Raw genomic sequence first — 1322 nt, 5'->3', positions numbered from 1 at the left:
GTGCATCACCTGCCAGGTCAACGAGCGCATCGCGGCGCGGACCGCCTCGGTCGAGAGCGCGATGCGCTCGTTGACCTGGCAGGTGATGCACCAAGCAGCCGTCATGTTCACGAAGACCGGCCGGCCCTCGGCGAGCAGCGCGTCGAGGCGGGCCTGCGAGAAGGGCTCGACGCCCTCCGCCCGCATCCCGGCCGCCGCGGTCGCGCGGTCCTGGCCGAGCGTCAGGCCGATCGCCGCCGCGCCGACCAGCGCCAGCACGGCGAGGCCGCGGGCGGCGCGGGCCGGTAGCGCCGCGCTGTCCCGCCCGCGCTCCCAGGCCCAGGCCGCGAAGCCGACGAGGACGAGGCCGAACAGGGCCGCGAGCAGTCCCTGCGGCCCGACCTGCTGGGCCAGCACCCAGACGAGCCACGCCACGGTCGCGTAGACCGGGAAGGCGAGGGCCTGTTTCAGCACGTCCATCCAGGCGCCCGGCCGCGGCAGCAGGCGAAGCGCGGCCGGCCACAGGGTGAGGAGCAGGAAGGGAAGCGCGAGCCCGAGGCCGAGGCCCGCGAAGACCAGGAGCGCCGCCGGGGCCGACTGGGTCAGCGCGAAGCCGACCGCCGTGCCCATGAAGGGCGCGGTGCAGGGCGTCGCCACCACGGTCGCCAGCACGCCGGTGAAGAACGAGCCCTCAAGCCCCGCCCGCCGGGTCAGCCCATCGCCGATCCCGGCGACGCGGCCGCCGAGATGCACCGCCCCCGATAGGCTGAGGCCCATCGCCAGGAGCAGGTAGGCCAGCGCCGCCACGAAGACCGGCGACTGAAGCTGGAAGCCCCAGCCGAGGCCGGCGCCCCCGCCCTTGAGCGCGATCAGCAGGCCGGCGAGCAGGAGAAAGCTCGCCAACACGCCCGCCGTGTAGGCGAGCCCGTGCAGGCGCACGCGCTCGGGCCGCTCGCCCGCGTGCTTCACCAGCCCCAGAACCTTGATCGAGAGGACCGGGAAGACACAGGGCATCAGGTTGAGGACGAGGCCGCCGAGGAAGGCCAGCAGCGCGGCGGCCAGAAGCGTCGGCGCCTCGTCACTGGCGACGGCCGGCGGCGCCGGCGCGGCACCCGCGGGGATCTGGCTCGACGCGGGCGGGGCCGCCTCCTCGCCGATCGCCAGCGCCCGGCGCACCGGGCCGCTGCCCGTATCCTGCTCGATCGTCAGCACGCCCGGCAGCGTCGCGGGGACGGGCTCGGCCGGGTTGGCGCGGGTGAGGGTGAGATGGATGCCGCTCGCATCGACCGCGAGCGCCTGCTCGGCGGCGTTGTCGAGGGCGGTCTCCGAATAGGGGAAGAAGG

The 1322-nt window shown here is 75.1% G+C and carries 1 protein-coding gene; it reads right to left on the bottom strand.

Going from position 1 to position 1322, the window contains the following annotated elements; genetic code table 11:
* On the bottom strand, positions 1–1322 hold a 1322-nt coding region (locus AX737_RS17040; protein ID WP_197430610.1), incomplete at both ends, for a thioredoxin family protein.

The organism is Methylobacterium sp. CCH5-D2 (assembly GCF_001556475.1).
GTDB classification, from domain to species: Bacteria; Pseudomonadota; Alphaproteobacteria; order Rhizobiales; family Beijerinckiaceae; genus Methylobacterium; species Methylobacterium hispanicum.
Note: the sequence above shows the minus strand (reverse complement) of the source record. Positions and strands in the feature narration are given on the sequence as shown.